This window comes from Streptomyces sp. EDA2-14, assembly GCF_054963755.1.
Genome location: NZ_JBUEGE010000001.1, coordinates 699,936 through 724,825 on the forward strand (window position 1 = coordinate 699,936; position 24,890 = coordinate 724,825).

Sequence of the window (24,890 nt, forward strand, 5' to 3'; positions counted from 1 at the left end):
TTCCTTTACTCCGTCGGCGAGTCGGGCACGGTCAGCGGCAGCCGGGCCGCGACACGGAAACCTCCGTCGGGCAGCGGACCCACATCCAGCGTGCCGCCGACCAACCGTACGCGCTCGTTCATCCCTATCAGCCCCTGTCCCGTTCCGGCGGTCGACTCGACAGGCGATACCGGCTCCGCCGCCGGCCCGTTGACCACGACCACCAGCAGGGCGTCGTCGTCGAGGCCGACCGAGATCTGGGTCTGCGCCCCCGGAGCGTGCCGCACCACATTCGCCAGCGCCTCCTGCACGATGCGGTACGCGGAGAGGTCCACCGCCGGAGGCACCTGCGCCAGCTCACCGACGAGCGCCAGTTCCGGAGCGGACAGGTCGGCCGGCACCCCACCCCGTATCGTCGCCTCGACCAGCTGCCGCAGGTGCGCCAGGCCGGGCTGCGGCACCAGATCTCCGTGCGCCTCCTCGCTGCGCAGGACCGCGAGAAGGCGCCGCATCTCGGTGAGCGACGCGCGCGCACTCGCGGCGATCGACTCGAACTCCTCGCGCGCCTCGCCGGGCAGGTCCTGCAGCCGGTAGGGCGCGGAGTCGGCCTGCACGGTGATCACCGACATGTGGTGGGCGACGACATCGTGCAACTCCCGCGCGATCCGGGCCCGCTCCTCCAGCAGGGTCCGGCGGGTCCGCTCGGCCTCGCTGATCGTCTCCTGCACGACGAGCTTGCGTCTGGTCTCGCCGCGCTCGCGCAGCAGGGCGCCCAGGAGCAGCACTCCACCGCTCAGCACGATGAGGAGCACCCCGGAGTCCTGGCTGGTGCTGTCGCGGAAGAAGCCGAGCACGACGGTGGCGCCGACGGTGACCAGCCAGATGCGGACGAGATTGCGACGGCTCTCCCGCAGGGCCAGCGCGACGCACAGAGCCAGGTAGCCCACCATCAGCGCGGGGGTCCACGGCGACGGGTTGTGGGCGTCTCCCTGGAAGAGCGGGATCGTGCCCAGCACCGCCGCGGTGATCATGATGCACCAGGCGGTCAGCGGGCGGCTCACCGCGAGGATCAGGGGCGCGGACTGGGCCACGCCGATCGCGGCGGCGAGGCCGCCACCGACCCCGTAGTCGTTCGCCAACACCTGGGTCGTGACCGGGATCAGCGACGCGGTGAAGCCGAGCGCGACCACGTAGGGCAGCAGCCGCATCCACCGTCGGGGCGCGTGCGCCAACAAAGGCTCCGACCGGTCTTCGATCACAGCCGTCGTGAGCGCCGACCCGGCCGCGGTCAGCCGGTCGCCCAGCCGACGCACCGCCTCAGGGATGCGCCGGGAGCCCGCCCGGCCGGATTCGTCGTCCGGCGGGCGGGGCGATGGCCCTTGTGAGGTGGGTGCAGTGCTCATGGCCAGATCAGCGTAGGCATCCGGACCCGATCGTGCCGTCATACCGGAGTGCTCAACCGCACCCCATACCCAGGTATGACAGAACCGGCTGCCGGACGGCGTGGCCAATCGTTACAGCTCGGCGAGCAGCTCGGCCTTCTTCGTGGTGAACTCCGCATCCGTCACCAGGCCCGCCTGATGCAGTTCGCCGAGGTGCCGGATGCGATCCGCGATGTCCGCGGGGTCGCGTCTTCCGGTCCCCGCCGACTCGGTGCACATCGCTCCGGCCTGCTGCGGTGCGGGGCCCGACGCGCGCACGGCCGCCAGGACCGAGGCGGCGAACGGCAACGATTCGTGGACCGGACCGTAGCCGAGGCCGAAGACGACCGCGGCCGGGTCCTGGTCGGCCTGCCCCGGCTGCTCCGCGCCGGTGTCACGGGGCAGCAGGCGCAGATGTCCCTCGAAGAGTTCCGGCGAGCGCCATTCGACGCCGCTCAGGTCCGCGATCGGGAACGTCTTGTCCCCGGCCTTCCATTTCGCCGACGAGGCTCCGGTCCAGAACCAGCGGAAGGCGACCGAGTCGCCGTCGAAGGTGGCCTTCCCGTCGTAGGCCTTGAACTGGCGGGGCGCCTCGGGAGGAGCCACCAGATAGCTCTCCGGGCGCTCGTCCTCGTGATCGGAGAGCTGACCGCGCAGCTCGTCGGCGTAGTACTCGCCGAGCGTCTCCCGCTCTGCGGGCAGCACGAGGCGGTACGGGTCGCTGCCCTCCTTGAGCTGCCCCGCCGCAGCATCCATCAGAGGGTCCGCGCCCGGACGTGGCACCGCCTGCAGCACCACCGTCCCGCGCTTCCCGGGCGTCAGAGTCACCGCCGCAATCGCTTCCAGAGGGATGCGGCGCTCGCCCAGCGCCTGAAGGAGCTTCGGCGTGCGGATCCCCCGTTCGAAGCGGATGAGCACGGAGTCGGACTCGAACTCCCAGGCGGCATGAAATCCGGCCAGTACATCACCCATGTGGCTCATCGTAGGCGGAGCGCGCGTCTCCGTCGCCTGTCGCGGCAGACCGCGGTTTCACCACTTTCTACGCGCGTCAGACAGAGACCTTCCCGGAGAAACCGTCCAGGCACCCCTGACCTCCGCCCGCGCAGTGCACCGTCTTGTACGAGCCGGTGCCGATGTCGGCGAAGTTGGCGAGGCTCTCGGTGCCCGGCACGAAGTAGCCGGTGTGGCCCTTGGAGTCCTGTGAGGCCATGACGCGCGCGCCGAACGCGGAGGAAACGGGATCGGCTCCGTGACCGAGGCCGCCCACCTCCATGTAGGGAATGTCCTGGATCCAGTCGTCCCTGTCGCGAGTGGCCCACACGCGCGCGTGCGTGCCGAGGCCCGCGGCGCTCTGGGTACGCATACCGGGGCTGCCCGCCACGGCGATGTCGCTGACCCGGCCCGGCATGTGGCGTGCCGCGACGCCGCACACCACGGAGCCGTAGCTGTGGCAGTACAGGGCGACGGAGGAGTGTCCGGGCAGGCCGCGCAGCATGGCGTTGAGCCGCACCGCGCCGTCCTCTGCGCGCATCGCCGTGGCGGCGTCCACGCCGAGACCGGCCGGCGCGGTGTAGTCGGCCCACGCGATGACGGCGGTCCGGGTCTGCCTGCTGGCGCTGCGCTCGGCGCCGTACAGGGAGCGCGCCATGCCCACGGGAGCGGAGTACTGGCGGGACGTGCGCTCGAAGGTGAGCACGTTCGTGTCGACACCCGGCACCACGACGGACACCCGCTGGGCCTTGTCGAGGTTGCCGAAGACCTCGGCGACGCGGCCGCCGCCCATGGGGTCGAACGAGAGGATCTTGCGGTCGGGCTTGGACAGGGACGCGAACCTGTTCATGCGCTTCTTCGCGTCGGCGTGACCGACGGACGACAGTCGGTTGTCGTACATGCGTCGGTGCTCGGTCTGCTGGGCCTGGTCGAGCGCGATGCGGTTGGCCCGATATCGCAGCTCTACAGGGGCACCGTTCATATTGCCGACCGCGAGCGGGTACCGGTCGGCGAGCTCGCCGCGCTGGTGTGCGCTCAGCGAGCCGAAGAAGTGCGCGAGGCGGGTGGGGGAGCCGTCGGGCGCGGGCAGGGCATGTCCGTTTATCCGACCGTGCTCCCAGGCGGTGAGCGCGGTCTGGAGCGGCGATGTGACGCCTCGCTGATGGCGTACCGCGGTCCAGCCGGTGGTGGCCAGCATGACGAACACGACGACCAGCGCAAGCACTGCGCGCCAGACGTTGAGTTGGGGAGAGGTATCGAAGGAAGTCACTGCGGGACACCCTAGGAGAAGCGCGTCGGGCACCGTGAATGAGGTGAGCCGGATCACGTTTCACGTGGTGTATTTGGGTAAAACCGGACGCAGTTGCAGTGATGGCTTCACGCTGGGTGAGGGCGAAAAGCGCCCCCGCGCGCGGGAGTGCGACCCACCTCACTTCGTGGCGCCGAGGTGCCGCCGAGGCCTTTCATTCCTGGTCGTGGCGCCATTGGCCGGCCAGTGAAGGTCTCAAATGGTCGAGATACGACTCGGTGAGTACGCGGATCGACTCGATGCTCACGTCCTCTCCCGCACCCCACAGGCGTCCGGTCATTCGCATGACGCCACCGAACGCGGCCACGGCGACACGCGGGCGCGGATCGCTGTTCACGTCGAGTCCTTCGCGGTCGGCGACCACGCGCGCGAGTTCCTCCTCCAATTCGATGGAGCGGCGCAGGTGAACGGCGAGCAGGGAGGGGGTGGATTCGATCATCTGATAGGTGCGCATGTGGAGTTCGAGCGGGATGAACTCCTCCACGACGCGACTCATCGCGTCCCAGGTGCCGAGTACGGTCCGTCGCAGTGCCTCGAATGGGCTCTCCTCCAGGGGGCGTTCACGCAGTGCGGCGACGAAGCGTTCCTCCACCGTCTGCTGCACCGCGAGCGCGACCTCCTCCTTGTTCGCGAAATACCGGAAGAAGGTGCGCTGGGACACCTCGCAGGCCTCGGCGATCTCGTCGACCGTCGTCCGGTCGAACCCCTGAGTGGTGAAGAGCTCAAGTGCGGTGCGCAACAAGGAGTTTCGTGTGCGTTGCTTCTTGAGTTCACGCAGGTTGATTCGATCCGTCATGGCCCTCTTTCACGTCGTTTGTGCAGCTCACCTTAGTGTGAGCGACGTGACAGTTACTGACTCGTGAAATGGTTCGTCAACTGTCAGTAGCTGTCACTAGCCTCGAACGTATGACTAGTCAGACCACTGTCGACAAGGCGGATCGGGTTCCGGAGCCCGAGCCTGTCGCGGCACCGGCCAAGGGGTTGCGCGGTCACCCCTGGCTGACACTTTTCTCCGTCGCGATCGGCGTCATGATGGTCGCCCTCGACGGCACCATCGTCGCCATCGCCAACCCGACTATTAAGAAGGACCTCGGTGCGACCTTCGCCGACGTCCAGTGGATCACCAACGGCTACTTCCTCGCCCTCGCGGTCACGCTGATCACCGCGGGCAAGCTCGGCGACCGGTTCGGCCACCGGCAGACGTTCCTCATCGGAGTCGTCGGGTTCGCCGCCGCGTCGGCGGCCATCGGCCTGTCCGACAGCATCGCGCTCGTGATCACCTTCCGCGTGTTCCAGGGACTGTTCGGGGCGCTGCTCATGCCGGCCGCGCTCGGCCTGCTGCGCGCCACGTTCCCCGCCGAGAAGCTGAACATGGCGATCGGCATCTGGGGCATGGTCATCGGTGCCTCGACCGCGGGCGGTCCGATCGTCGGCGGGCTGCTCGTCGAGCACGTCAGCTGGCAGTCGGTCTTCTTCATCAACGTCCCCATCGGCGTGCTCGCTCTTGCCCTGGGGCTCTTCATCCTCCTGGACCACCGCGCCGAGAACGCGCCGCGGTCCTTCGACGTGCTCGGCATCGTGCTGCTGTCCGCCGCCATGTTCTGCCTGGTCTGGGCGCTCATCAAGGCACCCACGTGGGGCTGGGGCGACGGCATGACCTGGACGTTCATCGCCGCTTCGGTGCTGTGCTTCGCGGTGTTCGCGTTCTGGGAGAACCGCGTCGCCGAACCGCTGATCCCGCTCGCCCTGTTCCGTTCCGTGCCGTTGTCGGCCGGTGTGGTCCTGATGGTGCTCATGGCCATCGCGTTCATGGGCGGCCTGTTCTTCGTCACGTTCTACCTCCAGAACGTGCACGGCATGAGCCCCGTCGAGAGCGGCATGCACCTGCTGCCGCTGACCGGCATGATGATCGTCGGCTCCCCGCTGGCGGGGGCGATGATCACGAAGTTCGGGCCCCGGGTCCCGCTCGCCGGCGGCATGATCCTCACCGCCGCCGCCATGTACGGGATGTCCACGCTGGAGCCGGGAACCGGCAGCGGGATCATGTCCGTCTGGTTCGCCCTGCTGGGCCTCGGCCTCGCGCCCGTGATGGTGGGCGCGACGGAGGTCATCGTCGGCAACGCCCCGCTGGAGCTCTCCGGAGTGGCGGGCGGACTCCAGCAGGCCGCGATGCAGATCGGCGGCAGCCTCGGCACCGCGGTGCTGGGCGCCGTCATGGCATCGAAGGTCGACACCGATCTCCCGGGGAACTGGAAGGAGGCCGGGCTCCCGCCGCTCGCGCACGGGCAGCTGGGCCAGGTGTCGGAGGCGGTCCAGGTCGGTGTCGCCCCGGTGCCGCCCGGTACCCCGGCGCCGCTCGCCGAGAAGATCACGGGCGTCGCGCAGGACACCTTCATCTCCGGCATGAGCATGGCCTGCCTGGTCGCCGCGGGTGTCGCCGTCGTCGCCGTCCTCGTCGCCCTGCTGACCAAGAAGGGGGAGAACGCGGAGGCCGGAGCGGGCGCGGCCCACATCTGACCGCCGCCGTACTTGGTCGTGCGCAGGCGTCCAAACCGCCCGTGCGAGGGAAGCCCCCGGGAACTCTCCGGGGGCTTTCGCTTATCCGGGTGACGTCCCTCGTCAGACCTTTCCGGAACCGGATCCTCCGGGCCAAAGTGTCTGTCGAGCGACCGGTCACGAACGCAACTGGTCGACATGACACGGGGGTTGAAACACATGCGTATGTACATGACCACGGCTGCCGCCGCGACCGCACTCGCCGCGATGGCACTCGCGCCAGGCATCGCCACCGCGGCGGCGCCACCGACGCTCGGCGGCTGTTCGGCCGGCGAGTTGTGCCTCTGGAGCAAGACCGGGTTCAAGGGAGCCCGTCACGCCTACGAGTTGGCCGACATCGACATCGAGAGCTGCGTCGCGCTGCCGGAGGGGAGCAGCGCGGCCTCCCTCGCCAATCGCACCGGCCGCCCCGTCACCACCTATCAGTCCGCGCACTGCGGCGAGACCGGCGAGTTCCAGACGTATCCCGGCAGTGGGACGTGGGAGCCCGAATCTCCTTACCGGGCCCGGGCGTTCAAGGTCTGGGAGAGATAGCGGCCCGGGGAGGACGGCGACCTGCGGAGGCAGAGTTCCGGGAGGGAAACAGAGCACCGTGCGCGATTGACCGCTGCGTGCGGGGTACCCGAAGCATCGCCCGAGTCCGGAACAACTCAGGGAGTGATGATGGCCGGCTTCGGACACACCACGCGCAAGCACCCCCGCTCACGTGGCCACTCCTGGTCACGGACCGGGCCGGACCGCGCGTCGCTCGGAATCATCGGGCTCGTCTGCGCGATCGCCGGGTTCTTCGCCCTGGGGTTCGTGCTGGGGCCGGTCGCCGTCATCTGCGGCTGGCTGGCCATGGGCCGTCGCTGGACCGGTACGCAGTCGGTGCCGGCACTGGTCGCGGTCGTGCTCGGCGCGATCGACACTCTGCTCGCGATCGTGTGGCTGACCACGTCGATCGGCTCCGCCGCGGGTGGACTGCTCTGAGCATGAGTCGCTGACCGGTCCGAGCGGTCGATTCCCACGACGGAGGGCGGCGAGGTCGAGACCTCGCCGCCCTCCGCCCGGACCTCACATCCGTCAGGCGTCGCCCCCGGCCGCACCGGGATCGGCGGCCGAGACGTCCAGCAGCTGGTAGCGGTCGATCGCCTGCTTGAGGACCGACCGGTCGACCTTGCCCTCCCGCGCAAGCTCCGTGAGCACCCCGACCACGACCGATTGGGCGTCGATGTGGAAGAAACGCCGCGCGGCGCCCCGGGTGTCCGCGAAACCGAAACCGTCCGCACCCAGCGACTGGTACGTGCCGGGCACCCAGCGCGCGATCTGGTCGGGGACCGAGCGCATCCAGTCGGAGACCGCGACGAACGGCCCCTCGGCGCCGGACAGCTTCTGTGTCACGTAGGGCGTGCGCTGCTCCTCTTCCGGGTGCAGCAGGTTGTGGCGCTCCACCTCCACTGCCTCGCGCCGCAGTTCGTTCCACGACGTCGCGGACCAGACGTCGGCCCGCACGTTCCACTCGTCGGCGAGGATCTGCTGCGCCTCCATCGCCCACGGGACACCGACGCCCGACGCCAGGATCTGGGCGGGGATCGAGCCCGACGTCCCGGTGCTGATGCGGTGGATGCCCTTGATGATGCCCTCGACGTCGACATCGGCCGGTTCGGCGGGGTGCTGGATCGGCTCGTTGTAGACGGTGAGGTAGTAGAAGACGTCCTCGCCCGCCTGGCCGTCGGCGGTCGGGCCGTACATCCGGCGCAGGCCGTCCTTGACGATGTGCGCGATCTCGTAGGCGTACGCCGGGTCGTAGGCGACGCAGGCGGGGTTGGTCGAGGCGAGCAGCTGCGAGTGCCCGTCCGCGTGCTGGAGGCCCTCACCGGTCAGCGTCGTGCGGCCGGCGGTCGCACCGAGGACGAAGCCGCGCGCCAGCTGGTCGCCCATCTGCCAGAACTGGTCGCCGGTGCGCTGGAAACCGAACATCGAGTAGAAGACGTAGACCGGGATCAGCGGTTCGCCGTGGGTCGCGTAGGCCGAGCCGGCGGCGATCAGGGACGCCGTGCAGCCGGCCTCCGAGATGCCGTCGTGCAGCATCTGGCCGGTCGGCGACTCCTTGTAGGCGAGCAGGAGTTCACGGTCCACGGACTCGTACTGCTGGCCGAGCGGGTTGTAGATCTTCGCACTCGGGAAGAAGGAGTCCATTCCGAAGGTGCGGTACTCGTCGGGGGCGATCAGCACGAAGCGCTTGCCGATCTCCTTGTCCCGCATCAGGTCCTTGAGCAGCCGGACGAAGGCCATCGTGGTGGCGATCGACTGCTGCCCGGAGCCCTTCTTGACGCCCGCGTACGCCTTGTCGTCCGGGAGCTGAAGGGGCTTCGCGCGCACGACGCGGGTCGGGACGTACCCGTCGAGACCCTTGCGGCGGTCGTGCATGTACTGGATCTCCTCGGAGTCCCGGCCGGGGTGGTAGTACGGCGGGGCGCCGCTCTCCAGCTGGGCGTCGGTGATCGGGATGTGCAGCCGGTCGCGGAAGCCCTTGAGGTCGTCGACCGTCAGCTTCTTCATCTGGTGCGTGGCGTTGCGGCCCTCGAAGTTCGGGCCGAGGGTCCAGCCCTTGACCGTCTGCGCCAGGATGACCGTCGGCTGGCCCTTGTGCTCCTTGGCGGCCGTGAACGCGGCGAAGATCTTCTTGTGGTCGTGACCGCCGCGACCCAGGTGCTGGATCTCCTTGTCGGTCATGTTCTCGACCATCGCGCGCAGGCGGTGGTCGTCGCCGAAGAAGTGCTCGCGGATGTAGTCGCCGGTCTCCGTGGCGTACGTCTGGAACTGGCCGTCGGGCGTCGTGTTCAGCCGGTTGACCAGGACGCCGTCGCGGTCGCGCGCGAGCAGCGGGTCCCAACTGCGGTCCCAGACCAGTTTGATGACGTTCCAGCCGGCGCCGCGGAACTGGGACTCGAGCTCCTGGATGATCTTGCCGTTGCCGCGCACCGGGCCGTCGAGGCGCTGGAGGTTGCAGTTGACGACGAAGGTGAGGTTGTCGAGGCCCTCGCGGGCCGCGATGGAGAGCTGGCCGAGGGACTCGGGCTCGTCCATCTCGCCGTCGCCGAGGAAGGCCCACACCTGCGACTTGGAGGTGTCGGCGATGCCGCGGGCCTCCATGTAGCGGTTCATCCGCGCCTGGAAGATCGCGCCGAGCGGGCCGAGGCCCATGGAGACGGTGGGGAACTCCCAGAAGTCCGGCATGAGGCGCGGGTGCGGGTACGAGGACAGACCGTTGGGCGACTTCGACTTCTCCTGGCGGAAGCCGTCGAGCTGGTCCTCGCTGAGCCGGTCGAGGAGATACGCGCGGGCATAGATGCCGGGGGAGGCGTGGCCCTGGAAGAAGACCTGGTCACCGCCGTCGCCCTCGTCCTTGCCGCGGAAGAAGTGGTTGAAGCCCACGTCGTACAGCGACGCGGAGGAGGCGAAGGTGGCGATGTGGCCGCCGACGCCGATACCGGGCCGCTGGGCGCGGGACACCATCACCGCCGCGTTCCACCGCGTCGCATTGAGGACCTTGCGCTCGATGTCCTCGTTGCCGGGGAAGAACGGTTCGTCCTTGGTGGCGATCGTGTTGATGTAGTCCGTGCTGCGCATCTCGGGCACGGCCACGCGCTTCTCGCGGGCCCGCTCGATGAGCCGGAGCATCAGGTACCGGGCCCGCTCGCGGCCGCGCTCGTCGATTGCGGCGTCAAGGGAGTCGAGCCACTCCTGGGTCTCTTCTGGATCGAAGTCCGGGACCTGGCTGGGGAGACCGCCAATGATGATCGGGTTGCGATCGGATCCGGAAACCACGCTGTTCCTTCACTGTCGGTGATGCCACTGTTCCACTGTCGGGTGCGCCGTTGTCCATCGTGTACCTCGAAATCGGAATCGTCATCTCTACCGCGAGGTAATTCGAGGCCCGGGCCGCATCCCTCCAGCCGTTGCGCTCAAATCGCCACGATACGCCGAATTCGCTCAGGTGTTCCGTGGGGGTGGTGGGCGCCGGTAGCGCTGGGTGCTCGGGCAGTGACGGGCAAAACTGGCAGAACGCTGTGGCATACATCACTGGCCAGCGGGGATCCTTGACAGGAGTTGCGGTGACACGGCCTGGAAAGTCACCGTTTCGGCGGTCTTGACGGCCGGGTACTTGCGCGATCCGTCGCGCACGTGTGGACTACGGCCAATGCTTCGCGCGTACGCGAGGCTGTAGACAACTTCGTAAACACGATCAGGAGGCAATCCGTGAGCGCGACCGCGGACCACGCGGAAACGAACCTTGCCGTCAGGCTTGGTTTCCAGCCCGACCAGGTGGTCCAGGAGATCGGCTACGACGACGACGTCGATCAGGAGCTCCGAGAGACCATCGAGGCGGCCATCGGCTCCGAGCTCGTCGACGAGGACTACGACGACGTGGCCGACGCCGTGGTGCTCTGGTTCCGTGATGACGACGGGGACCTTACTGATGCGCTGGTGGACGCCATCGCTTACATGGAGGAAGGCGGCTCCATTCTGCTGCTGACGCCGAAGACCGGACGCGACGGCTACGTCGAGGCCAGCGAGATCGGCGAGGCCGCCACCACGGCCGGCCTGACCGCGAGCAAGAGCGTCAGCGCCGGTAAGGACTGGACCGCCAGCCGTCTGGCCACGCCCAAGGCGGCCGCCAAGAAGCGATAGCAGTCCCGGCCGGGACGACGAGGACCGTCGTGAGGGCCCCCACAGGTGCACCACCGCGCCCGTGGGGGCCCTCACGCGTGCGACCCGCGGGCAGGCCGCCACCTGCGCGGCACCGCCCTTACGTGGCCAACTAGGCTGAAGCCACCCGAACAGCCCCACCGAAGGGAAGCTTCACCATGGCGATCGAGGCCGGCACCAAGGCTCCGGAGATCGAGCTCAAGAACCAGCACGGCGAGACCGTGAAGCTCTCGGACTTCCGGGGCGAGAAGAACGTGGTGCTGCTCTTCTACCCGTTCGCCTTCACCGGGGTGTGCACCGGGGAACTGTGCGCGCTGCGCGACGAGTTGCCGAAGTTCGTCAACGACGACGTGCAGCTGCTCGCCGTGTCGAACGACTCCCCGTTCTCGCTGCGCGTCTTCGCCGAGCAGGAGGGCCTGGAGTACCCGCTCCTGAGCGACTTCTGGCCGCACGGCGAGGCCTCGCGCGCGTACGGCGTCTTCGACGAGGAGAAGGGCTGCGCGGTGCGCGGCACCTTCATCATCGACAAGGAGGGCGTGGTCCGCTGGACCGTCGTCAACGGCCTGCCGGACGCCCGTGACCTGAACGAGTACGTCAAGGCGATCGACGCGCTGTAGGACGCCCTGCCGAAGGGCGACACCCTGCTGGATCCCTCGCCGGGGGCGGGAACCCCTTACTAGGATCCAGACGTTGATCCGATACCAGAGCAGTACGGGGGCTCCCCGCCCCTAGAGACCATAGGGAGGATTCGTGGGAGTCAGCCTCAGCAAGGGCGGCAACGTATCGCTGAGCAAGGAGGCCCCTGGCCTCACGGCGGTCGTCGTGGGCCTCGGGTGGGACGTCCGTACCACCACGGGCACGGACTTCGACCTCGACGCCAGCGCCATTCTGACCAACGCCGAGGGCAAGGTCCGCAACGACCAGGACTTCGTGTTCTTCAACAATCTGAAGAGCGCGGACGGATCGGTCGAGCACACCGGTGACAACACCACCGGTGAGGGCGAGGGCGACGACGAGCAGGTCAAGGTCGACCTCGCGGCGGTCCCCGCCGACGTCGACAAGATCGTGTTCCCGGTGTCGATCTACGACGCCGAGAGCCGTCAGCAGTCCTTCGGTCAGGTGCGCAACGCGTTCATCCGCGTCGTGAACCAGACGGGCGGCACCGAGATCGCCCGTTACGACCTCTCCGAGGACGCCTCCACCGAGACCGCGATGGTCTTCGGTGAGCTGTACCGCAACGGGGCGGAGTGGAAGTTCCGCGCTGTCGGTCAGGGCTACGCGTCGGGCCTGCGCGGCATCGCGCAGGACTTCGGCGTCAACGTCTGAGCCGAAGCACCGCAGCACGTTCGTCCGTCCGGCGCCGCACTCCCGCAGTGCGGCGCCGGACGCGATGGCACCAGCACACCTCGGGGAGGATCACGATCATGGGCGTCACACTCGCCAAGGGAGGCAACGTCTCCCTCTCCAAGGCCGCACCGAACCTCACGCAGGTACTGGTGGGCCTTGGATGGGACGCGCGCTCCACCACCGGAGCCGACTTCGACCTCGACGCCAGCGCACTGCTGTGCAGCGGCGGCCGGGTCATGGGCGACGAGTGGTTCATCTTCTACAACCAGCTCACGAGCCCCGACGGCTCCGTCGAACACACGGGGGACAACCTCACCGGTGAGGGCGAGGGCGACGACGAGTCGATCCTGGTCGACCTCTCCAAGGTGCCGACCGTCTGCGACAAGATCATTTTCCCCGTCTCCATCCATGACGCGGACAACCGGGGACAGACCTTCGGCCAGGTCAGCAACGCGTTCATCCGCGTCGTGAACCAGGCGGACGGCCAGGAGCTCGCCCGTTACGACCTCTCCGAGGACGCCTCCACCGAAACCGCCATGATCTTTGGCGAGGTGTACCGATACGGGGGAGAGTGGAAGTTCCGGGCAGTCGGCCAGGGGTACGCGTCCGGGCTCCGGGGCATCGCTCTAGACTTCGGGGTCAATGTTTCGTAAAGCCGTGCGCGGAGCGGGGGAGCCCCGTACAGCCAGCACGGGGAAACCCGTTCACATGATGGGGTAGCCAGTGGTTCTGAAAACCTTCGGCTGGTCGTTCGCGATCACCGTGCTCGGCCTGATCGCCGCGGTGTTCTACGGCGGCTGGGAGGCCTTCGGGGTCGTCGCGATCCTCGCGATCCTCGAAATCTCGCTGTCGTTCGACAACGCGGTGGTCAACGCCGGGGTCCTGAAGAAGATGAATGCCTTCTGGCAGAAGATCTTCCTCACGATCGGTGTGCTGATCGCCGTCTTCGGTATGCGGCTCGTCTTCCCCGTCGTGATCGTCGCCATCAGCGCCAAAATGGGCCCGATCGAGGCGGTCGACCTCGCGTTCAACCAGCCCGACCGCTATCAGCAGCTGGTCACGGACGCGCACCCGTCCATCGCCGCCTTCGGCGGCATGTTCCTGTTCATGATCTTCCTCGACTTCATCTTCGAGGAGCGCGACATCAAGTGGCTCGGCTGGCTGGAGCGGCCGCTGGCCAAGCTCGGCAAGGTCGACATGCTGTCGGTCTGCATCGCCCTGATCGTGCTGCTCGTCGCCTCCATGACCGTCGCGGTCAACGCGCACCAGCACGGCGGCGCACACGTCGACAAGCAGGCGACCGTGCTGCTCGCCGGTGTCGGGGGTCTGATCACGTACCTCGTCGTCGGGGGCCTCTCCAGCTTCTTCGAGAACCGCCTCGAGGAAGAGGAGGAGCGTGAGCAGGAGGCCGAGGAGCAGGCCAAGCGCGAGGGCAAGCCGAAGTCGGCGATGCTGCTGGCCGGCAAGGCCGCGTTCTTCATGTTCCTCTACCTGGAGGTCCTGGACGCGTCGTTCTCCTTCGACGGCGTGATCGGCGCCTTCGCCATCACGAACGACATCGTGATGATGGCGCTCGGCCTCGGTATCGGCGCCATGTACGTCCGTTCGCTCACGGTCTACCTGGTCCGCCAGGGCACCCTGGACGACTACGTGTACCTGGAGCACGGCGCGCACTACGCGATCGGCGCCCTCGCCGTGATCCTTCTGGTCACCATCCAGTACGAGATCAACGAGGTCATCACCGGCCTGATCGGCGTCGTCCTGATCGCCCTGTCGTTCTTCTCCTCGGTGCGGCGCAATCGGCGCATCGCGGCTGCCGAGGGCGGAGCCGGGAGTTCGGACAAGGCCGAGGTGTCATCAGGAGTCTGACTTCCCGGGTTTGACCCATGGGTCATTCCTGGAACGCTGTGAGCGGGGCGGTTGTACGAGGACGAGTCCTCAGCGGCCGCCCCGTCGGCATGTACGGCGGCATTTGGGGGCGGTATGTCCTTCTGGGACAGGCTATGGCGCGGCAACTCCGCGCAGTTCGAGTTCGATTCGGGCAGTGCGGCGACCAACGCCATCGAACTCACGAAGCGACATCCGGTCGTCTCGCTCTCCAAACAGGGCGCGGCCACCGGCAATCTCCGGATCAACCTGTCGTGGCGGATGCGGACTTCGGACATCGGCGGTCCGAAGCGGAACAGCCTGACGCGGCATCCGTTCAGCATGTTCAAGCCCGATGTGGTGCAGGCCCACACCCAGTCGATGGTCAATGTGGACCTCGACCTCGGCTGCCTGTACGAGCTGAAGGACGGCGAGAAGGGTGTCGTACAGCCGCTGGGCAGCTTCTTCGGGGCGCTCAACGAGGCGCCGTACGTCAAGCTCAGCGGTGACGACCGGTTCGGCTCGGCGTCCGGCGAGACGATCTACGTCAATCTCGACTACCGCGACTCCATCAAGCGGCTGCTGGTGTTCGTCTACATCTACGACCAGACGCCGGCGTTCGACCGTACGCACGCCCATGTGACGCTGTACCCGAGCAACGGCCCCCGGATCGAGATCAGCCTCGACGAGCGGGCACCACAGGCCCGTTCGTGCGCCGTGATCTCCATCGAGAACGTGAAGGGCGACCTCGTCGTGCGGCGCGAGGTGCGCTTCGTGTACGGGTTCCAGGCGGAGCTCGACCGGCTGTACGGCTGGGGCCTGCAGTGGGGCCGGGGCTACAAGTCCGTCACTGGCCGATGAACTGGGGCCCCTGCGGCGGGAGTTTGAAGGCCGGGTCGGGCCACGCCGACACCGGCTGCGGGTACCCGTACGCGGGCGGCTGCTGCTGGGTGGCGGCCGCGGGCGGATAGCCGTACGCGGGCGGCTGCTGGGGCGGCAGCGGGAACGACGTCGCCGGGACCGGCGCCGCCTCGGGCATCGGGCCGGGCGCCGCGACGGGCGCGGGTACGCGCTCCGTGGCGGGCGTGGGGTCCGCCGAAGGCGCGGGAGTCACGGGAGGGGCGGAAGACGCGGGGCCCGCGGAAGGCGCGGAGGGAGCGGCGGACGCGGCGTCGGGCTCGGCGGATTCGTCGACCGAGATGCCGAAGTCCGTGGCGAGGCCCACCAGTCCGTCGGAGTACCCCTCGCCGACGGCGCGCAGCCGCCAGCCGTCACCGCGCCGGTACAGCTCACCGCAGATCAGCGCGGTCTCGGCGCCGGTCTCCGGCTTGATGTCGAAGTACGCGATCGGCTCGGCGGCCTCGGCGCCGGCGTCGTACAGGGAGAGCCGCAGCGAGCGCACGGACTCGAACGGGCTGCCCTCCGGGTCGGTGGAGCCCGTCACGAGGATCCGGGCGATGTCCGCGGGGACGCCCGCGAGGTCCGCCTGGACGGTGTCCGTCATGCCGTCGGCGACGCGCTTCTGGCCGAGCCGCGAGACCTTCCCCGAGGGGTGGCGCGGCTGGTTGTAGAAGACGAAGTCCTCGTCGGAGCGGACGCGTCCCTCCGCCGTGAGCAGCAGCGCCGAGGCGTCGACGGTCGGCACGCCCTGCCCCGGCGACCAGTGGAGCACGGCGCGCACCGCCGTGGCTTCGAGCGGGACGTTCGCCCCCTTGAGCATCGCGTGCGTCATGCGGTCATCCTGCCTCCCCGCTCCTGGCCGCCACAACGCGGGGTGCAAAGATCGACATCTCTGTGCGCTGGAACGGCCCGCTCCGCGCCCGGCCGGAAAGCGGCGCAGGACACTCGCCGGTTACCAGAACTTCATGGCGGGCGGGAACCTTTGACACACCCTTGTACGTACTATTACCGGCCACATCATTTCGGGTGGCCCGGCAGTTCGGGGGAGTCTAATGCGGCATTTCGGGCACATCGCCCCTGAGGTGCGGGAGCGCCTGTTCCATGAGGAGCCGCGGGACTTCACCGCGGACTCCCCGCCCCACATGCTCGCGGTGGCGCTCGGGGCGACGCTCTACAGCCCGGCGACCCGCCCGCAGCTCGCGGACGACGTGCTCAAGCAGTCCGGGCGCGGCGTCGTCTCCATGGTGCTGTGCCTGGAGGACTCGATCCACGACGGCGAGGTCGCGGACGCCGAGGACAACCTGGTGCGGCAGTTCGCCGAGCTCCGGCGCAGGAGCGCCGCGGGCGCCGAGCCGCCCCTGATCTTCATCCGCGTACGGACCCCGGAGCAGATCACCGACCTCGTGGCGCGGCTCGGTGACTCCGTGGACATGCTGTCCGGATTCGTGCTGCCCAAGTTCACCGAGGAGCGGGGTGTTCCGTTCCTTGAGGCCCTCACCGCCGCCGAGGCGGCCTCCGAGCGGCGACTTTTCGCCATGCCGGTCCTCGAATCGCCGGACCTCCTGCACCTGGAGACGCGCCGCGACACACTGGCCGGCATCGCCCGCACCGTCGACAAGTACCGCGACCGCGTCCTCGCGCTGCGCCTCGGCGTCACCGACTTCTGCTCCGCCTACGGGCTGCGCAGGCCGCCCGACATGACGGCGTACGACGTCCAGATCGTCGCCTCCGTCATCGCCGACGTGGTCAACCTGCTGGGCAGGGCGGACGGCACCGGGTTCACGGTGACCGGGCCCGTCTGGGAGTACTTCCGCCACCAGGAGCGGATGTTCAAGCCGCAGCTGCGCCGCAGCCCCTTCCTGGAGGGGCGGGCCGACGAACTGCGGCAGGCGCTCATCCGGCACGACATGGACGGACTGCTGCGCGAGATCGAGCTGGACCGGGCCAACGGACTGCTGGGCAAGACCTGCATCCACCCCACGCACGTGCTGCCCGTGCACGCGCTCTCCGTCGTCAGCCACGAGGAGTACAGCGACGCCCTCGACATCGTGCGGCCCGAGCGGGGCGGCGGCGGTGTGCTCAGGTCGGCGTACACGAACAAGATGAACGAGGTGAAGCCGCACCGCGCGTGGGCCGAGCGGACGCTGCGGCGCGCGGAGGCGTTCGGGGTGGCGCGGGAAGATGTGGGGTTCGTGGAGCTGCTGACGGCCGGGTTGCCGGGATGAGCGGTGGGGCACGGGTGAGTGGTGCACAGACCGGCCGGGTGTCCGGTTCGGGTGGAGAGACGAGAGGCAGCGAGAACGTGGTGTGGTCGGGGGAGTGGGTCGCCCAGCGGCTCGGGGTCGAGCTGGCCGGTGACCGGGGGCTGTCGGGGATGCTGGGGCTCGCGCTGCGGCGCAACCCCAAGCGCGCCCACCTCCTGGTGTCGAACGTGCTGGGCAAGCACGTCCCGCAGCGCCCCTCCGTGGTGTGGCGGTCCGGGCGCGAACTCGGCGAGCGGGTCAGGGAACTGCTGGGCGACGACGCCGCGCGCCGGGCGGTCGTCCTCGGCTACGCCGAGACGGCGACGGGCCTCGGCCACTCCGTCGCCGACGGGCTCGCCCTCGCGCCCTACCTGCACTCCACGCGCCGCCCCGTCGACGGCGTGGCCCGCGCGGGCGGCTTCGAGGAGTCCCACTCGCACGCCACCTCGCACCTGCTGCTGCCCGAGGACCCGGAACTGCTCGCCGGGGACGGCCCGCTGGTCCTCGTCGACGACGAGTTCTCCACGGGGAACACGGTGCTGAACACCATCGGGGCACTGCACGAACTGCACGCGCGCGGGCACTACGTCATCGTCGCGCTCGTCGACCTGCGCTCGCCGGGCGACCAGGGGCGGCTCGACGCGTTCGCGCAGGAGATAGGCGCCCGCGTCGACCTGGTGGTCGCCGCGCGCGGCACGGTCGGGCTGCCCGACGGGGTGCTCGAAAAGGGACAGGCGCTCGTCGCGGCGCACGAGGGCGGCGCGGTCCCGCAGCCCCGGCGCGAGCGCGGCCGGACGGTACGGGTCGACGACCTCGGCTGGCCGCGGGAGATACCGGACGGCGGACGGCACGGGTTCACGCCGCAGCACCGCGAGCGGCTCGAGGCGGCGCTGCCCGGCATGGCCGCGCGCCTCGCCCCGCACCTGGGCGACGGACGCGTACTCGTCCTCGGCAACGAGGAGCTGATGTACGCCCCGCTGCGCCTCGCCACCGAGCTGGAGGCGACGGGCGTCGACGTCGCGTACTCCACCACGACCCGCTCGCCCGTCCTCGCCGTCGACGACCCCGGCTACGCGATCCGCAGCCGCCTCGTCTTCCCGGCGCACGACGCGCCGGCGGACGGACCGGGGGAGCGGTTCGCGTACAACGTCGCCGGGGGCGGCTTCGACACGGTCGTCGTCGTACTCGACTCGGTGGGCGACACGCCTGAACTCCACGGCCCTGGTGGCCTGTTGGAGCGGGTCGCCGAGCACGCCGAGCGGGTGGTCGTGGCGGTGGTGCCGTCGTACGTTCCTCAGGAAAGGTCCTCCATGTCGCTGCCCGAGCCGCTGCCCGAGCCGCTGCGCGGCCCCGCGTTCTCCTCGTACGCGCCCGACGAGGTGGGGTGGCTGTTGCAGGACCTCTCGGACGTGACCCTTGAGGCGCCCACCGAGGAGCGCGAGGAGGCCATCCAGAGCGGGGGCGCGCACTACGCGGAGTCGCTGCCGGTCGAGTACCAGCCGAGCGCGCAGTACCAGGAGTTGTTCCACTCGGCGCTCGAGACGTCGGCGGAGCGGATCGCCCGTGCGGTGGGCGTCGTGACCGAGACGGTGCTTGCCGAGCGGTCGCCGCGCCCGGTGCTGGTGTCGCTCGCGCGCGCGGGCACGCCCGTGGGGGTGCTGATGCGGCGCTGGGCGCTGCGGCGGCACGGCCTCGAACTGCCGCACTACGCGGTGTCGATCGTCCGCGGGCGGGGCATCGACGCGAACGCGCTGCGCTGGCTCGCCGCGCACCACGATCCGGCGGACGTGGTGTTCGTGGACGGGTGGACCGGCAAGGGCGCCATCACGCGGGAGCTCGCCGCCGCGGTCGCCGAGTTCGAGGGCTTCGACCCGGAGATCGCCGTGCTCGCCGACCCGGGGTCGTGCGTGCGGACGTACGGGACGCGGGAGGACTTCCTCATACCCTCCGCGTGCCTCAACTCCACGGTGTCCGGGCTGATTTCGCGGACCGTGCTCCGGTCCGACCTGGTCGGGCCCGACGACTTCCACGGGGCGAAGTTCTACGCCGAGCTGGCCGGCTCGGACGTCTCCGAGCGGTTCCTCGACGCGGTGGAGGAGCGGTTCGGGGAGGTCGCCGACGCGGTCGACGCCGAGGTCAAGGAGTTGCAGGGCGGTGACCGCACGCCGACGTGGGAAGGGTGGGCGGCCGTCGAGCGGATCAGCGAGGAGTACGGGATCCACGACGTGAACCTCGTGAAGCCCGGCGTCGGGGAGACGACCCGGGTGCTGCTGCGCCGCGTGCCGTGGAAGATCCTGGCGCGGGCGGACGCCGGGGCGGACCTCGACCATGTGCGCCTGCTGGCCGAGCAGCGCGGAGTGCCGGTGGAGGTGGTGGACCGACTGCCGTACAGCTGTGTGGGGTTGATCCATCCGAAGTTCACGCGGGGGGCCACGGGGACGGACGGCAGGGCGGTGGCGGGGAAGTGAGCGCCGCTGATGCCGGCACGACCGTCGTCGTTGCCAGTGATCTCGACCGTACGCTCATCTACTCCGCCGGGGCGCTCGGCCTGACCATGCCCGACGCGCAGGCGCCGCGGCTGCTCTGCGTCGAGGTGTACGAGGGCAAGCCGCTGTCGTACGTCACCGAGGACGCCGCCGGGCTGTTGGTGGAGCTGGGGCGGCGTGCGGTGTTCGTGCCGACGACCACGCGGACGCGGGAGCAGTACGGGCGGGTGCGGTTGCCGGGGCCCGCGCCGACGTACGCGATCTGCGCGAACGGTGGGCATCTGCTGGTCGACGGGGTGTCCGATCCGCAGTGGCGGCGCGCGGTCGGGGAGCGCCTGGAGACGGAGTGCGCGCCGCTCGCGGAGGTGCGGGAGCGGATGGTCGCGGCTGCCGATCCCGCGTGGTTGCTGAAGGAGCGGGTGGCCGAGGACCTGTTCGCGTACTTGGTGGTCGACCGGGCCGCCCTGCCCGAGGGGTGGGTCAAGGAGCTCGGGGAGTGGGCCGACGGGGTCGGATGGGGTGTGTCGCTCCAGGGGCGGAAGGTGTACGCCGTGCCGAAGCCGTTGACCAAGGGGGCGGCGGTTCGGGAGGTTGCGCGGCGAGCAGGGGCGGGGCTGACGCTGGGCGCGGGGGACTCGTTGCTGGACGCGGATCTGCTGCGCGTGGTGGACCGGGGGTGGCGGCCGGGGCACGGTGAGCTGGCGGATGCGGGCTGGGTGTCGCCCGGGGTGACGGTGTTGGCCGAGCGGGGAGTTGTGGCGGGGGAGGCGGTGTTGCGGGGGTTCCTCGGGGCGGTCTGAGGGTTGCGGTGTTCCTGTTGCGCGGCACCGGGGGCCACCTTGCCCACCCTGCCTTCCCCAAGCTCTCCGACAAGCTCCGAGCGCCCGAGGCGGGTTGCGGCCGACCGGCCCACCCGGTCGCTCAGCCGCAGCAGGCGCCGCCGCAGCAGCCGCCGCCACCGCCTCCCGCTCCGGCGCCCGGTGTCGGGGAAGCGGTGCCGGAGACCGATACCGCCGAGAGGAGCTTGACCGTGTCCTCGTGGCCCCGGGGACAGGTGGCCGGGGACGAGGAGGCGGACATGGGGCGGGTCAGTTCGAACGTCGTGGCGCAGCTGCGGCAGCGGTACTCGTAGCGTGGCATGCGCCAAGAGTACGGGGGCCGGGCCGAGTTCAGGCCTGGCCGGACGGCATGTGCCGGGCTCGCCAGTACGGGTTGTCGTGCGGGAGCGTGCCGCTGACCCGGCCGTACATGCCGAAGCACATCAGCAGGACGCCGACGACGAAGCTGAACAGGACGTTCTGGATCCGGAACGCCAGGAAGTTGAAGCCGGTGTCCAGCAGGGCCAGGTTCACGAAGCCGCTCAGGATGAACAGGATGCCCAGCGTCATGTTGAGCGTCGACGCGAAGTTGCCGCCGATCAGCATGCCGACGAACAGCAGCAGGCCGACGCAGATCGACAGGATGCTCAGCGCGCCGTTGGTGCTCAGACCCGCGACCGTGTCCCCGCGGGTGTCGAAGAAACCGATCTTGTCGATGAGCCCGAGGACGCCGAAGGCGAGCAGGACGAGTCCCATGACGCCCGCGCCGGTGCGGTAGACCCTGCTGAGCCGGTGGTCGAGGGGCAGCTGCTCGTCGAGGGTGACGTGGCGACCGGCGCCGCGCCCTGGCCCCGGGTGGAGTACGTGTGCGGACATGATCGTCCCGCCTCCTTGGTACGCGGGTACGCAGTACGTACCTACACCTCAAGGATCCGCCCGTCCGGCCGGTAACGCCAACGTCAGGCCGGGCCGCCCCGGTCCTCCCGGATCTGCGTGACGACGCGGGCCACCGTCCGCCGCACGCCCTCCGTCTCGGTCAGGAAGTGCCAGTAGTCGGGGTGCCGCCCCTCCAGGCCGGCGACGGCGCGGTCCAGGCGGGCCACGGCGTCGTCCAGGGGCCGCGCGTGCCGCGGGTCGGGTGTGGAGCGGCCCGCCATCGCCAGGCGCTGGGCGTCCCGGATCGCGAACCGGGTGCGGTCGATCTCCGCCCGCGGGTCCTTCGCCACCGCGTTCAGCCGCTGGAGGCGGTCCGAGGCCGCCGACACCGATTCGTCCGTCGTGTTCAGCAGCGCCCGCACCGTGGACAGCAGCGCCGTCGCGTCCGGCCAGCGCTGGGCCTCGCGGGCCGCCTTCGCCTCGGCGAGCTTGGACTCGGCCTGCCGCACGTTCTGCGCGGCGGTCTCCGGCACGGACTGCAGGTCCTGCCAGCACGCGGCGGTGAACCTGCGCCGCAGCTCGCTCAGGACCGGATCGACCTGCCCCGCCCGCGTCTGGAGCGCCTGCGCGCGGGTCCGCAGCGAGACGAGCCGGCGGTCGATCTCGGCGGCCCGCTCGGGCAGCCGCTCGGCCTCGGCCCGTACGGACTCGGCGTCCCGCGCGACCCGCTCCGCGCGCTCCAGCGTCTCCGGTACGCCGTGCTGCCCCGCCCCCTGGTTCAGCCTGGTCAGCTCGGGGGCGAGGGCGGCGAGCCGGGCCGCCAGGTCGTCTGCCTTCAGGCCCGCCTCGCGTACGGAGTCGAGCGCGGTCGTCGCGGCGAGCAGGGACTGCCGCGCGCGCTCCACGGACGGGGCGACCCTGGCCAGCTGCGTCTCCGCCTTGCCGAGCAGCGGTCCGATGCCCTGTGCGAAGCGGTCCAGGTCCTGCTTGACCTGCGTCAACTGCTGCTTCGCCTGCGTCAGTTCGGCGTGCGCGCGGGAGGCGGCGGAGGCCTCCAGATCGTCCCGGTCCAGGTCGTGGGCGTCGACCGCGGTGATGTACTCGCCGCTGACCTCGTCGATCCGGCGGCCGAGCCCCGCGAAGTCGTCGACGGCGCGGCGGGCCGCCGGGGAGTCGTCGACCGCGGTGATCGTCTCTATCGAGATGCGCAGGTCCCGCTGGGCGGTGTCCAGCTCGTAGAACGCGGCGGCCGCGTCGTCCTTGGCGGTCTGGGCCTGGGCGCGCTGCGATTCGGCGCGGCCGCCGAACCAGCGCCGCGTGCCGCCCGCGCTGAACGCGCCCGCGAGCGCGGTCGTCAGGAGGGGGAGCGGGAGGGAGACGAGCGTCAGGGTGTCCTTGAGCGCGCGTCCGAAGGGCGCCGCGGAGCGTCGGGGAGCGGGGGCGGACGACTGATGCGGGTGCCTCGTGGTCGTCGTCGCCCTCACTGACCTCTCCCGCGCTTTCCGTGCCGTCATCAGCCCTGCCCGGTACATTCTCCCATCGGTTAATGACGAACACACAGGCCTGAAAGTTCGCGATTCGACATGCGACTTTCGTGCCCGTCGTATCCGTCCCGGCCTCGGCGGTTACGGGTTTGCCGAGCAGGGGCACGGGCAGGGTAGGCTGTCCACTCGTCCTGGCGGTACGCCGGGATCACGGGCGCGTAGCTCAGGGGTAGAGCGTCTGCCTTACAAGCAGAATGTCGGCGGTTCGAAACCGTCCGCGCCCACCGTGATGCGTGAAGCACGACGGACACGCGACGACCGAAGGCCCTCAGGCGATCAAGCCCGGGGGCCTTCGTCGTCCCCCGGGCCGTCGCTCACCGGCTCGTCGCTCACGGGCTCGTCCCGCAGTAGCTCGTCGTGCACGTGCTTGAGGCGGGCGCGGGCCCGTACCGCGTCGCCGCCCGTCAGTTCGGACCAGTAGCGGTGGCAGGTCACGAAGACCGCCAGTTCCAGCTCGCGCCTGCGGAGTTTCTCGACCTCCGCCTGGTCGTCCTCGCTCCAGCCCGGTGACGCGGCGCGCTCCATCCTGCGCCAGCCCTGCGTGTCCATGACCGCGTCGTGGGGCTCCACCGACCAGGGGAGCCGCTTGAGCAGGGCCAGGAGCTCGGCCCTGATCTGATGCAGCTCGGACTGGCCGGCGAGGAGGTCGTCGGGGAAGTCGAAGTCGGAATCATCGATCGCTGCCACCCGGCAATGGTACGTCTGTTCGAATTCAGGGTGCGAGCAACTTCGGCTACTTCCTCGGGTAGTTCACGCGAACGTGTGGTCGAACGCGGGGGCGGCCGTGTGGCCGATCGCCGGGTGCCGGGCGCGCCGCGGCGGCAGACTGGAGGCATGTGCCGCAGCATCAAGACCCTTCGCCCGCCCGCGCTCCCCGAAGAGGCCACTGGGGACGAGATCAGGGCCGCCGCCCTGCAGTACGTACGGAAGGTGTCCGGCTTCCGGGCGCCGGCCGCGCACAATCGTGAGGTGTTCGAGCGGGCCGTGGACGACATCGCCCGCGCGACCGCCGAGCTCCTCGACGGCATCGAGGTGCGCGGATCCGGTCGGTCGCAGAAGTCCCCGGAGCCCGCTCAGGCCTCCTGAGCCGCCGGTGCCGGTCTGCGCATCACGTACGCGGCGACCATGCCCGCGCCGACCAGGGCGAGCACCGAGACGACGGTGGACAGCCAGCTCGCGCCGAGCCACTGCGCCCCGAAGTAGCCGAGCGCCACGCTGTACACGGCCCAGGCCACACCCGCCGCGGCCGACCACGGCAGGAACTCGCGGACCCTGCGGTGCGCCGTGCCCGCGGCGAAGGAGACGACCGAGCGGCCCGCGGGCGCGAACCGGGCGATGATCACGAGCAGTCCGCCGCTGGACCGGGCGAGCGCCCCGCCGAGACGTTCCTGCGCGGTGCTCAGGCGCCGCGAGCGGGCGAGGGCGCGGTCCAGGCGCGCGCCGCCGCGCCATGCGAGCCGGTACGCGAACAGGTCGCCGAGCACCGAGGCCGTCGCGGCGCAGAGGGTGAGGCCGAGCAGGTCCGGCAGATTGGGGTGCGGGACCTCGCCGGTGGCGGCGCCGCCCGCGGCGGTCGCGGTGGCCGCGGCGATCACGAGGAAGCCGCTGGGCAGCACGGGCACGAACACGTCGAAGACGACGGAGAGCGCCACGATCGCGTAGATCCACGGGCTGTCGGCCAGTGACCCCAGGACACTCTGCAGCACTGTTCGCCTACTCCCGTACGGACCGTTCCGGTTCTCTCCGGCCGTTCCCTCCCGACAGGAGCGGCTTGCATGACAGCTCTACAGCGTACGCCTCAGGAGTGACTGAAGTGGTGAAAGGGGCACAGTTGTTCCGGATCTCACGTTCTCGCGTGTT

24 protein-coding genes and 1 tRNA gene are annotated in these 24,890 nt (G+C 69.8%); 14 read left to right on the forward strand and 11 right to left on the reverse strand.

From position 1 onward, the window contains the following. Positions 1-5: 5 nt before the first annotated feature. From ACY34M_RS03055 to ACY34M_RS03070, 4 genes are all read right to left on the reverse strand, one after another. Entirely contained in the window at positions 6-1,382 is a 1,377-nt protein-coding gene (locus tag ACY34M_RS03055; RefSeq protein ID WP_462717462.1) for a sensor histidine kinase, read from the reverse strand. Positions 1,383-1,493: 111 nt separating this feature from the next. Beyond that, a complete protein-coding gene (locus ACY34M_RS03060; protein ID WP_462717463.1) occupies positions 1,494-2,372 on the reverse strand; it encodes a DUF4429 domain-containing protein in 879 nt (292 codons plus the stop codon). Positions 2,373-2,448: 76 nt separating this feature from the next. Next, positions 2,449-3,660: an alpha/beta hydrolase gene (locus ACY34M_RS03065; RefSeq protein ID WP_462717464.1), complete on the reverse strand. Its 1,212-nt coding sequence runs from the start codon at positions 3,658-3,660 to the stop codon at positions 2,449-2,451. Positions 3,661-3,853: 193 nt separating this feature from the next. Further along, a complete protein-coding gene (locus tag ACY34M_RS03070; protein WP_462717465.1) occupies positions 3,854-4,495 on the reverse strand; it encodes a TetR/AcrR family transcriptional regulator in 642 nt (213 codons plus the stop codon). Positions 4,496-4,605: 110 nt separating this feature from the next. Between ACY34M_RS03070 and ACY34M_RS03075 the strand changes: the two genes are divergently transcribed. From ACY34M_RS03075 to ACY34M_RS03085, 3 genes are all read left to right on the forward strand, one after another. After that, positions 4,606-6,216 (forward strand): MFS transporter, encoded by a 1,611-nt coding sequence (locus ACY34M_RS03075; protein WP_462717466.1) that lies wholly within the window; start codon positions 4,606-4,608, stop codon positions 6,214-6,216. Positions 6,217-6,420: 204 nt separating this feature from the next. Then, positions 6,421-6,789, forward strand: coding sequence for a peptidase inhibitor family I36 protein (locus tag ACY34M_RS03080; protein ID WP_462724106.1), 369 nt, complete (start codon positions 6,421-6,423; stop codon positions 6,787-6,789). Between the two features lie 129 nt (positions 6,790-6,918). Next, positions 6,919-7,227 (forward strand): small hydrophobic protein, encoded by a 309-nt coding sequence (locus tag ACY34M_RS03085; protein ID WP_462717468.1) that lies wholly within the window; start codon positions 6,919-6,921, stop codon positions 7,225-7,227. Positions 7,228-7,320: 93 nt separating this feature from the next. On the opposite strand, the gene aceE is transcribed toward ACY34M_RS03085, so the two are convergent. Beyond that, entirely contained in the window at positions 7,321-10,068 is a 2,748-nt protein-coding gene (aceE, locus tag ACY34M_RS03090; RefSeq protein WP_462717469.1) for a pyruvate dehydrogenase (acetyl-transferring), homodimeric type, read from the reverse strand. Positions 10,069-10,500: 432 nt separating this feature from the next. On the opposite strand from aceE, the gene ACY34M_RS03095 reads away from it, so the two are divergent. The 6 genes from ACY34M_RS03095 to ACY34M_RS03120 all read left to right on the forward strand — a co-directional run bounded on the left by ACY34M_RS03095 (position 10,501) and on the right by ACY34M_RS03120 (position 15,024). Beyond that, on the forward strand, positions 10,501-10,932 hold the full coding sequence (locus ACY34M_RS03095) for a DUF3052 domain-containing protein (protein ID WP_462717470.1): 432 nt from the start codon (positions 10,501-10,503) through the stop codon (positions 10,930-10,932). A gap of 176 nt (positions 10,933-11,108) precedes the next feature. Continuing rightward, a complete protein-coding gene (locus ACY34M_RS03100; RefSeq protein ID WP_266720040.1) occupies positions 11,109-11,567 on the forward strand; it encodes a peroxiredoxin in 459 nt (152 codons plus the stop codon). A gap of 133 nt (positions 11,568-11,700) precedes the next feature. Further along, positions 11,701-12,276 (forward strand): TerD family protein, encoded by a 576-nt coding sequence (locus tag ACY34M_RS03105; RefSeq protein ID WP_462717471.1) that lies wholly within the window; start codon positions 11,701-11,703, stop codon positions 12,274-12,276. A gap of 98 nt (positions 12,277-12,374) precedes the next feature. Continuing rightward, complete coding sequence (locus tag ACY34M_RS03110) at positions 12,375-12,950, forward strand: TerD family protein (protein WP_462717472.1); 576 nt, start codon at positions 12,375-12,377, stop codon at positions 12,948-12,950. 70 nt (positions 12,951-13,020) lie between these two features. Beyond that, entirely contained in the window at positions 13,021-14,166 is a 1,146-nt protein-coding gene (locus ACY34M_RS03115; RefSeq protein WP_462717473.1) for a DUF475 domain-containing protein, read from the forward strand. A gap of 114 nt (positions 14,167-14,280) precedes the next feature. Further along, positions 14,281-15,024, forward strand: coding sequence for a TerD family protein (locus tag ACY34M_RS03120; protein WP_462717474.1), 744 nt, complete (start codon positions 14,281-14,283; stop codon positions 15,022-15,024). On the opposite strand, the gene ACY34M_RS03125 is transcribed toward ACY34M_RS03120, so the two are convergent. Beyond that, entirely contained in the window at positions 15,011-15,895 is an 885-nt protein-coding gene (locus ACY34M_RS03125) for a TerD family protein (RefSeq protein ID WP_462717475.1), read from the reverse strand. The two genes, ACY34M_RS03120 and ACY34M_RS03125, sit on opposite strands and share 14 nt — an antisense overlap. Before the next feature lie 220 nt (positions 15,896-16,115). On the opposite strand from ACY34M_RS03125, the gene ACY34M_RS03130 reads away from it, so the two are divergent. The 3 genes from ACY34M_RS03130 to ACY34M_RS03140 all read left to right on the forward strand — a co-directional run bounded on the left by ACY34M_RS03130 (position 16,116) and on the right by ACY34M_RS03140 (position 20,592). After that, positions 16,116-17,288, forward strand: coding sequence for an HpcH/HpaI aldolase/citrate lyase family protein (locus tag ACY34M_RS03130; RefSeq protein ID WP_462717476.1), 1,173 nt, complete (start codon positions 16,116-16,118; stop codon positions 17,286-17,288). A gap of 77 nt (positions 17,289-17,365) precedes the next feature. Further along, positions 17,366-19,774, forward strand: a complete 2,409-nt coding sequence (locus ACY34M_RS03135; protein ID WP_462717717.1) for a phosphoribosyltransferase — start codon at positions 17,366-17,368, stop codon at positions 19,772-19,774. A gap of 86 nt (positions 19,775-19,860) precedes the next feature. Continuing rightward, entirely contained in the window at positions 19,861-20,592 is a 732-nt protein-coding gene (locus ACY34M_RS03140; protein WP_462717718.1) for an HAD family hydrolase, read from the forward strand. A gap of 121 nt (positions 20,593-20,713) precedes the next feature. On the opposite strand, the gene ACY34M_RS03145 is transcribed toward ACY34M_RS03140, so the two are convergent. From ACY34M_RS03145 to ACY34M_RS03155, 3 genes are all read right to left on the reverse strand, one after another. Further along, complete coding sequence (locus tag ACY34M_RS03145; protein ID WP_462717477.1) at positions 20,714-20,932, reverse strand: FmdB family zinc ribbon protein; 219 nt, start codon at positions 20,930-20,932, stop codon at positions 20,714-20,716. 29 nt (positions 20,933-20,961) lie between these two features. Further along, a complete protein-coding gene (locus tag ACY34M_RS03150; protein ID WP_462717478.1) occupies positions 20,962-21,486 on the reverse strand; it encodes a DUF4383 domain-containing protein in 525 nt (174 codons plus the stop codon). A gap of 83 nt (positions 21,487-21,569) precedes the next feature. Beyond that, positions 21,570-23,000, reverse strand: a complete 1,431-nt coding sequence (locus ACY34M_RS03155) for a hypothetical protein (RefSeq protein WP_462717479.1) — start codon at positions 22,998-23,000, stop codon at positions 21,570-21,572. Positions 23,001-23,182: 182 nt separating this feature from the next. On the opposite strand from ACY34M_RS03155, the gene ACY34M_RS03160 reads away from it, so the two are divergent. Beyond that, positions 23,183-23,254, forward strand: a tRNA-Val gene (locus ACY34M_RS03160). 52 nt (positions 23,255-23,306) lie between these two features. On the opposite strand, the gene ACY34M_RS03165 is transcribed toward ACY34M_RS03160, so the two are convergent. After that, positions 23,307-23,708, reverse strand: coding sequence for a hypothetical protein (locus tag ACY34M_RS03165; RefSeq protein WP_462717719.1), 402 nt, complete (start codon positions 23,706-23,708; stop codon positions 23,307-23,309). A gap of 156 nt (positions 23,709-23,864) precedes the next feature. On the opposite strand from ACY34M_RS03165, the gene ACY34M_RS03170 reads away from it, so the two are divergent. Continuing rightward, positions 23,865-24,116 carry a DUF2277 domain-containing protein gene (locus ACY34M_RS03170; RefSeq protein ID WP_462717480.1) on the forward strand — a complete coding sequence of 84 codons (252 nt, stop codon included), beginning with the start codon at positions 23,865-23,867 and terminating at the stop codon, positions 24,114-24,116. Here ACY34M_RS03170 and ACY34M_RS03175 read toward each other — a convergent pair. Next, a complete protein-coding gene (locus tag ACY34M_RS03175; protein WP_462717481.1) occupies positions 24,104-24,736 on the reverse strand; it encodes a DedA family protein in 633 nt (210 codons plus the stop codon). The genes ACY34M_RS03170 and ACY34M_RS03175 overlap by 13 nt on opposite strands. Between the last annotated feature and the right edge of the window lie 154 nt (positions 24,737-24,890).